The organism is Actinomadura sp. CNU-125, from assembly GCF_001942465.1.
In the GTDB taxonomy this organism is placed as follows: Bacteria; Actinomycetota; Actinomycetes; order Streptosporangiales; family Streptosporangiaceae; genus Spirillospora.
Map to the genome: position 1 here is coordinate 60,006 of NZ_MKJY01000088.1, position 7,113 is coordinate 67,118.

The 7,113-nt window shown below is 72.4% G+C and carries 8 protein-coding genes and 1 pseudogene; 4 read left to right on the plus strand and 5 right to left on the minus strand.

All coding sequences use genetic code 11. From position 1 onward, the window contains the following. Nucleotides 1-167: 167 nt before the first annotated feature. The gene (locus BJF79_RS11890; RefSeq protein ID WP_143219857.1) at nt 168-1,169 is read left to right on the plus strand and encodes a leucine-rich repeat domain-containing protein; all 1,002 of its coding nucleotides are present in this window, start codon (nt 168-170) and stop codon (nt 1,167-1,169) included. A gap of 9 nt (nt 1,170-1,178) precedes the next feature. Here the strand turns inward: BJF79_RS11890 and BJF79_RS11895 are convergent, their stop codons facing one another. Both BJF79_RS11895 and BJF79_RS11900 read right to left on the minus strand, forming a co-directional pair. Then, a complete protein-coding gene (locus tag BJF79_RS11895) occupies nt 1,179-1,814 on the minus strand; it encodes a glycoside hydrolase family 25 protein (RefSeq protein ID WP_075897062.1) in 636 nt (211 codons plus the stop codon). A 123-nt stretch (nt 1,815-1,937) separates the two neighbouring features. Next, on the minus strand, nt 1,938-2,930 hold the full coding sequence (locus BJF79_RS11900; protein ID WP_075897064.1) for a zinc-dependent alcohol dehydrogenase family protein: 993 nt from the start codon (nt 2,928-2,930) through the stop codon (nt 1,938-1,940). 109 nt (nt 2,931-3,039) lie between these two features. On the opposite strand from BJF79_RS11900, the gene BJF79_RS11905 reads away from it, so the two are divergent. Continuing rightward, complete coding sequence (locus BJF79_RS11905; RefSeq protein WP_075897066.1) at nt 3,040-3,387, plus strand: ArsR/SmtB family transcription factor; 348 nt, start codon at nt 3,040-3,042, stop codon at nt 3,385-3,387. Nucleotides 3,388-3,463: 76 nt separating this feature from the next. Here BJF79_RS11905 and BJF79_RS11910 read toward each other — a convergent pair whose 3' ends face one another. From BJF79_RS11910 to BJF79_RS11920, 3 genes are all read right to left on the minus strand, one after another. After that, nucleotides 3,464-4,012, minus strand: a complete 549-nt coding sequence (locus tag BJF79_RS11910; protein ID WP_075897068.1) for a YceI family protein — start codon at nt 4,010-4,012, stop codon at nt 3,464-3,466. Nucleotides 4,013-4,104: 92 nt separating this feature from the next. Then, nucleotides 4,105-5,148 carry a hypothetical protein gene (locus tag BJF79_RS11915; RefSeq protein ID WP_075897070.1) on the minus strand — a complete coding sequence of 348 codons (1,044 nt, stop codon included), beginning with the start codon at nt 5,146-5,148 and terminating at the stop codon, nt 4,105-4,107. Between the two features lie 133 nt (nt 5,149-5,281). Then, a complete protein-coding gene (locus tag BJF79_RS11920) occupies nt 5,282-5,950 on the minus strand; it encodes a pentapeptide repeat-containing protein (RefSeq protein ID WP_075897072.1) in 669 nt (222 codons plus the stop codon). Between the two features lie 497 nt (nt 5,951-6,447). On the opposite strand from BJF79_RS11920, the pseudogene BJF79_RS57190 reads away from it, so the two are divergent. After that, a pseudogene (locus BJF79_RS57190) lies at nt 6,448-6,924 on the plus strand (serine/threonine-protein kinase); the annotation flags it as partial. After that, nucleotides 6,921-7,113 (plus strand): hypothetical protein (locus BJF79_RS57195; protein WP_262401886.1); only part of this gene is annotated, 193 nt, incomplete at its 3' end. The pseudogene BJF79_RS57190 and the gene BJF79_RS57195, both read left to right, overlap by 4 nt.

Here is a 7,113-nt window from a genome sequence, read left to right on the forward strand (position 1 = left end):
CGGTCGTCGCCGGAAGCATCCCCCGCAACCTGGAGAGCGCACGCCATGACATCGGAGATCGTCACCAGCAACTTCCCCCGGAACCACATCGTCGAGTTCGGCGGGCTGCCCGTACTGGACGCGGTTCGTCGCGGGGGAGCTGGGACCTGCGGGAGAACGCGGCGAAGGTGCCTGCCGGGCGGGGCGAGCCCGTCCCGGACGTGCTCGTGCCCGCCGTGGAGACGGACGCCGCGCGCCTGCGGGCCGCGCTCCGCGAGCCGGGCTCGGTGGCCTGGTGGCTGCCGCTCGTGTCGTGGACGGACGACGGGTTCCGCCACGCCGACGACCACCTGCGAGACCTCGTGGAGCGGGTCGACGGCGCGGACGTCACGGCGCTCGTCCTCGGCGGGACGTTCGACCACGCGCGGGTGGAGACCGACGCGGCGCGGCCGATCACCACGGCCCGTCCGCAGATCTTCGTCGGCCCGGCCGGGGACCCGTACGTGCAGGACGACAACGTCGTGCTGCCCGACGCCGTCGAGGCGCTGACGCGGCGGGCCGCGGACTTCCCGAACCTGCGGGCGCTGTTCGTCGGGGAGATCGACGACTCCCAGATCTTCGCGTGCGCGGAGGTCGACGCGGCGCCGCTGCTGGAGGCGCTGCCCGGCCTCACCGAATTCGTGGTGTGCCTCCAGTACGCGTTGCGGTTCCGGCTTCCGGAACACGCCGGGCTGCGTCGGCTGGAGTTCCATGGTGTCCTGCTCCCGGACGAGGTCGAGGGGGTCGCCGCGTGCCGGCTGCCCGCGCTGGAGCGCCTGGAGATGTGGTCGTCGGAGGACTTCGGCGACGAGCAGCTCCCGGAGGAGCGGGACGCCTTCGACGTGCTCTTCCACAGCGACACGATGCCCCGCCTCCGGCATCTGGGGCTCCGCGAGTTCACCTTCGTCGGCGAGATGCTCGCGCAGCTCGCGGCCTCGCCGCTGCTCGCCCGGCTGGAGAGCCTCGACGTGTCCCGCGGCGTCCTCACCGATGAGGGGGCGCGGGTGCTGCTGGAGGACGCGGGGTTCCGCGGGCTCGCCCGGCTCGACCTGCGGCACCACTACATGTCCGCGGGCATGGCCGAGCGGGTCCGCGCGACGCTCGCCGAGGCGGGCGTGGACGTCGACGTCAGCGACGGGCGGCGAGCCTGACGGCGTCCGTCATTTCTTGCCGAGCGCGAGCGCTTTCAGTTCGGCGAGTTCGCCGCGGTAGGCGTTGACGTCGCAATGGCCCGAGATGCCGGTGACCTTGCCGCTGGAGGAGAACTGCAGGATCGAGATCGGCTCCCCGCCGAACTTCTTCCACCACGAGTCCTTGACCTTCTGGTAGAGCGACTCCGGTTTTCCCGACCCGGACACGTAGTGGGACTGCCAGATCGTGTCGAAGAAGTCGAGGTCGGGGCGTCCGGTCTTCTTCCAGTACCAGCGGGGGTAGTAGCCGATCACCGGGTGATCATCGGTGCGCTGCTTGAACTCGTTCACCCAGGCGCGGGCGGTCTCGCCGTCCGCGCCGGACGCCTCCACGTCCAGCGCGACGGCCAGGTGCGACACGTCGCCGGCCTTGTCGAGGAAGTAGCGGGCCTGGTCGCCGCCGTTCCCGCCGTGCAGGAAGTGGTACGCGCCGGGCAGGAAGTCGTCGCCGAGGTCCTTCATGCCGTCGAGGTTGTGGTCCCATGTCGGGTTCGTGTAGTCGGTGGACTCGGTCACCTTGGAGAAGCCGAAGCGGACGCCGTCGCGGTGGATGTCCTTCCAGTCGGGCTTTCCCTGGTAACTCGCGACATCGACTCCGAAGATCAACGTGCCTCCCGGGGGATGAGGGCGGGTCGTTCTTTTGGCTGCCGTTTTGGCTACGTTAAGTAGCTACCCGTGTTCTCCGTGTCGCTATCGTGATGTTTCTGTGTCGCCGCCCGGCGGGAGCCGTCAGACGGTCACGACGATCTTGCCCACCTGCCCGCCCGCCTCCATGTGCCGGTGGGCGGCGGCGATCTCGTCGAGGGGGAACACCCGGTCGACGACCGGACGGAACGCGCCCGTGCGCAGCCCGGACGCGACGAACGCCTCGGCCCGGCGCAGCCGTCCGGGATCGGTCGTGACCTCGAACAGGGTGTAGACGCGCATGTTCAGCGCGGGCATGCCGAGGTCGAACCCCGGGTACGGGGTCGGTTCGCCGCTGAGCGCCCCGTAGAGCAGGAGCGTGCCGCCGGGCGCGACGGCCCGGCCGAGGTCCAGCACGCCGGGGCCCGCGACGGCGTCGAAGACCAGCTCGGCGCCGCGTCCGCCGGTCAGGCCGAGCACCCGGTCGGCGACGTCCTCCCGCCCGGTGACGATCACCTCGGACGCCCCGGCGCGCAGGAGCGCGTCCCGTTTGGCGTCCGTGCGGGTGGTGGCGACGGGCGTCGCGCCGATCCGGTTCGCGATCTGGACGGCGGCGAGGCCCACGCTGCTGGACGCGGCGGTGATCACGACCGTGTCGCCGGGGCGCACGCCGCCGACCTCGATCAACGCCCCGTAGGCCGTCACGTACGGCATCCACACCGCGGCGCCCCGCACCGCGTCGAGCCCGTCCGGCCGGCGCAGCACCGCGGCCGCCGGGACGATCGCCTGCTCGGCGTAGACGGTGTGGTCGTTCATCGAGAACGCGGGGACGACGCCGACCGCCTCGCCGACGGCGACGTTCGTGACGTCCGGGCCGACGGCCTCGACGATCCCGGCGGCCTCGGCGCCGAGTCCGGCGGGGAACCGCCGCACCGCTTCGATGTAGTCGCCGCTGCGGAAGAGGAGTTCGGCGCGGTTGATCCCGATGGCCTCCACCCGGATGCGCACTTCGCCTGGGCCGGGCTCGCCGACCTCGACGTCCTCCAGGCGGAGCACGTCCGGGCCGCCGTACTCGTGGAAACGCACCGTCCTGGCCATCGCGCATCGTCCCTTCGGGGGTCTCGGGGGGCTCAGCAAAGCGCACTGGTACGATCGCTGTCAAACTTTGATAGTCGTCGTAGTTTGATCAGTGTCGTACGATGGGCGGATGCCGACACGACGCAGCGAGCGGGAGCGCGTGCCGCCCCACCCGGACGTCCGGACGGTCCCGCTGCAGCGGGTCCTCGACGCGCTCGTCGACCCGGTGCGGCGCCTGATCGTCGGCGAACTGGACGCGGCGGGCCGCGACCTGGCGTGCGGCGCGATCGACCTGCCGGTCAGCAGGTCGACGGCGACGCACCACTTCCACGTGCTGCGCGAGGCGGGCCTGATCCGGCAGTACTACGTCGGCACGTCCCGCATGAACGCGCTGCGCCGCGACGAGTTCGACGAGGCGTTCCCCGGGCTGCTCGCGGCACTGATCGCCGCCGACCGGCGAGCGGCGGACCGAACGTGAGCCGCACGTGAGCCGCACGTGAAAGGGGCCGTCCACCCGGTGGGTGGACGGCCCCTCGTCGCGCGGGAGGCGCGGGTCAGGCCCGGACGGCCTGGATCTCGAGCTGGATGTCGACCTTGTCGCCGAGCAGGGCCTTGTCACCGCTCAGCGGAACGTTGAACTCGACGCCCCAGTCGCGGCGGTTGATCTGCGTGCTGGCGGAGAAGCCGACGCGGGTGCCGCCCCACGGGTCCTCGCCGACGCCGTGGTACTCGACTTCGAGGGTGACCGGGCGGGTGACGCCGCGGATCGTCAGCTCGCCGTCGACGTAGTGGTCGCCGCCCTCGGAGCGGACGCCCTTGGTGGCGAACGTCATCGTGGGGTGGTTCTCGACGTCGAGCACGTCCGAGGACCGGACGTGGCCGTCCCGGTCGGCGTTGCGGGTGTCGATCGACGCCATCTTGATCTCGGCGGTCGCGGTCGTGTCGGCCAGCTCCTCGGCCACCTGCACGGCGCCGGAGAAGTCGGTGAACGAGCCCCGCACCTTCGTCATCAGGTGGCGGATCGAGAACGTGACCTCGGAGTGGGACGGGTCGATGTTCCAGGTTCCGGCGGTCAGTTCGGGCGCGACGGCGGCGATGCTCATGGAAACTCCTATGTGCTTGAAACTTCAACGACCTGTTCGGAGGTTAGTTGAGTGTTCAAACACTGTCAAACCCGTGGATGTTCCCGGACGGATCAGGATCGTTCGGACGCGCGCAGGGCGTCAAGGAGCACCGCGTTCGACGCCGCCGCCCTGGCGGTCAGCTCCTCGCGGGCCAGCCGGACGGCCTCCAGCGCGAGATCGCCGTTGAGATCGGGGTGCCCGGCGAAGCCCGGGGACGGGTCGGCGGCGAGGTCGTCGGCGTCCACGATCCGGAGGCTCTGCTCCCACTCGCGGTGCGCGCGGACGGCGTCGCCGACGGGCTCCAGGTACGCGGAGATCTGCGTGATCACGCGCGCGTCGGCCCGGCGGGCGGCGGCGAGCGACTCGGTGCGCGGGCGCAGCACCGCGCGCACCCGGTCGGTCGCGGCGTTCGCGGCCAGGTCGTTCGAGCTCGGCGGCAGCGCGGCCCGTCCCGCATACGGGACGCCATCGCCCATTCGGCCCCGTGCAGCGCGGCCAGCACGGGCGCGGCGTCGAACGAGGGCGCGAGGAGCCGGCCGGCCTCGGCGACGCGTCCGCGCTGCGTCCCGGACGTCGGCGAGCCGGGCGCGCTCGACGGGCCCGAGGTCCGCGGGGTCGACCGCGCGGTCCCGTCCGATGACGTGCGTCGTGCCGGGGGTGCCGAACGCGATGAAGATCGCGAGGGCGAACCCGTGCAGGATGCCGAACGGGGCGGTCACCGTCCCGAACGCCTCCGCCAGGACGATCGCCCAGACCGCCCAGAGACCGAAGAAGCAGACGATCACCCCCGCGCTCTGCAGGGCCGTCGCGCGCCGGTCGGACGCGTTGACCGGGACGTACGCGAACGCCGCCGCGATCCCCGCCGCCGCGCCCCAGCCGGTGCCGCCCGCACGGCGCGCGAGTTCGGTGACGGCGACCGCGAGGCAGAACACGACCGCGCCGACGAGGAGATGCTGCCGAAGGAACCGGTACGAGCCGGGCGCGGTGCCGGGACGGTCGAGGACGAGCGCGCCCTCGCCGGCCCGCAATTGTGCGAGCAACCCCGCGGGCAGCTCCGGGTCGAACAGCATTCCCGCGGGTACGGAGGCGAGGCTCCGGGTGCCGGTCCGTTCCATGCGTCCTCCGCCCTGGCGGCGTCCAGGGCGGAATCTCATCAGGCCGGGATGTGCGGGCGTGCAACGGCCGGTGAAAAGGATCTGACCGGCGCGCGAGGAGTCGGCGCCCGCGCCCGATCGGCCGGGGTCGCGGTCAGTCGGTGATCGTGATGCCGAGGGCGGCGGCGAGCGACGGCAGCGCGGCGCGGGCGTCGGCGGGCGCCAGGATCGCGCCGTCGAAGCTGCGGACGCCCGCGATGTCCCACAGGTCGCAGCCGGTGAAGCGCGTTCCGGTGAGCGTCGCGTCGCTGAACTGGGCGCCGGTCAGTCGGCAGTTCTCGAACCGGACGCCCGACAGGTCGGCGCCCTGGAAGTTCGCCTCCTGGAGGTTGCAGTCCCGGAACACGACGTCCTTGAACCGGCTGAACCGGTAGTTGCTGAGGTCGGCCCTGCACTCGTCGAACAGGACGTCGCGGAAACCGCAGTCCGTCCACGACATTCCGGTCAGCCGCGAGTCGCGGACGCGGGCGTTGAACGCGCGGGAGTCGAACAGCCGCAGGTTCGCCAGGTCGCAGCCGCCGAACGCGACGTCCGCGAACCCCGCGCGGCGCAGCGTCCCGGCGGACAGCCGCGTGTCGGTGAACCGGCAGCGTTCGAAGTCGACGCTCTCGACGTCGTGGCCGACGAGATCGACCGCGCCCCAGTCGAGCGCGACGTACGTCCCGTCGTCGCGCAGTTCGTGCTCCAGGGGGTCGGCCGGGGCGAGCGACGCGGGGATCCGGGGTGCCTTCGGTTCCTTGATCGTGGTGGTACGCGATGGCATGGCCGCGACCCTACCCGGTTGACCGTGGCCGGTCAGCCCGGCGTGTCGAACGTGACGGCGGCCCGGTCGCGCCCGGTGACCATCGTTCACGCGGCCTCGGCGGTGTCGTCCGGGTTCGGCGCCGTGCCCGAGACGTCGCCGAACTCGGCGGGCCGCGAGGCGAGCATCCGGTGGATGTCGCCGCGCTCGAACGCGGTCGAACTTTGTGCTCGTTCCGTCCCGTCCGCATTGCGTTTTTCGGTCGCGGCGGAGGTGGGAGGAACGCGATCCTTGTGCCATGGTGCCGCCTTGGGCGCCGTACGGGGAGGTATGTGTGGGCGACTGGCGGGTCTCCGAGTTCACCGAGCTGATGGAGCTCGGGCGCGGCGGGCAGGGGCGCGTCGTGCTGGCCAGGCACGACACGGCGGGCACCGTGGTCGCGATCAAGTACCTGACGGCGGCCGACCGCGAGCCGCTGCGGCACGAGGCGCGGATGCTCGGGACGGTCGAGAGCCCCGCACGTCGCGCGGCTGTACCGGCTCGTGGAGAGCGAGCGGGGCGTCGCGCTGATCATGGAGGCGGTCGAGGGCGTCACGCTGAAGGAGGTGCTGGCCCGGCACGGGGAGCTGGCGCCGGAGGCGGCGCTCGTCGTGCTGAAGGGGTCGCTGCTGGGCCTCGCGGCGGCGCACACGGTCGGCGTCGTGCACCGCGACTACAAGCCGGCGAACGTGATGGTCCCGGCGGACGGGCGCAGCAAGCTGATCGACTTCGGGGTCGCGGTGGCGGCCGGGGACGCGTCGGCGTCGGGCACGCCCGCGTACATGGCGCCCGAGCAGTGGCGCGGCGAGGCGGTGTCGCCCGCGACGGACGTCTACGCGGCGACGTGCGTGTTCTTCGAGTGCGTGACCGGGCGGCGCCCGTTCGCGGGGGCGGGCGGGCACCTGGCGGAGGAACCGCCGGCCGCGGACGCGCCGAGCCGCTGCGCCCGCTGGTGACGGCCGGGCTCGCGAAGGACGCCGCCGGACGCCCGGCGAGCGCGTCCGCGTTCGTCGAGGAACTGGAGCGGATCGCCGAGGAGACCTACGGGGACGGCTGGGAGGACCGGGGCGTGCGCGTCCTGGCGGGTGCGGCGTCGCGCTGGCCGCGCTGTTCCCGCTGGCGGCGGCCGGGCTCGGGACGGGCGG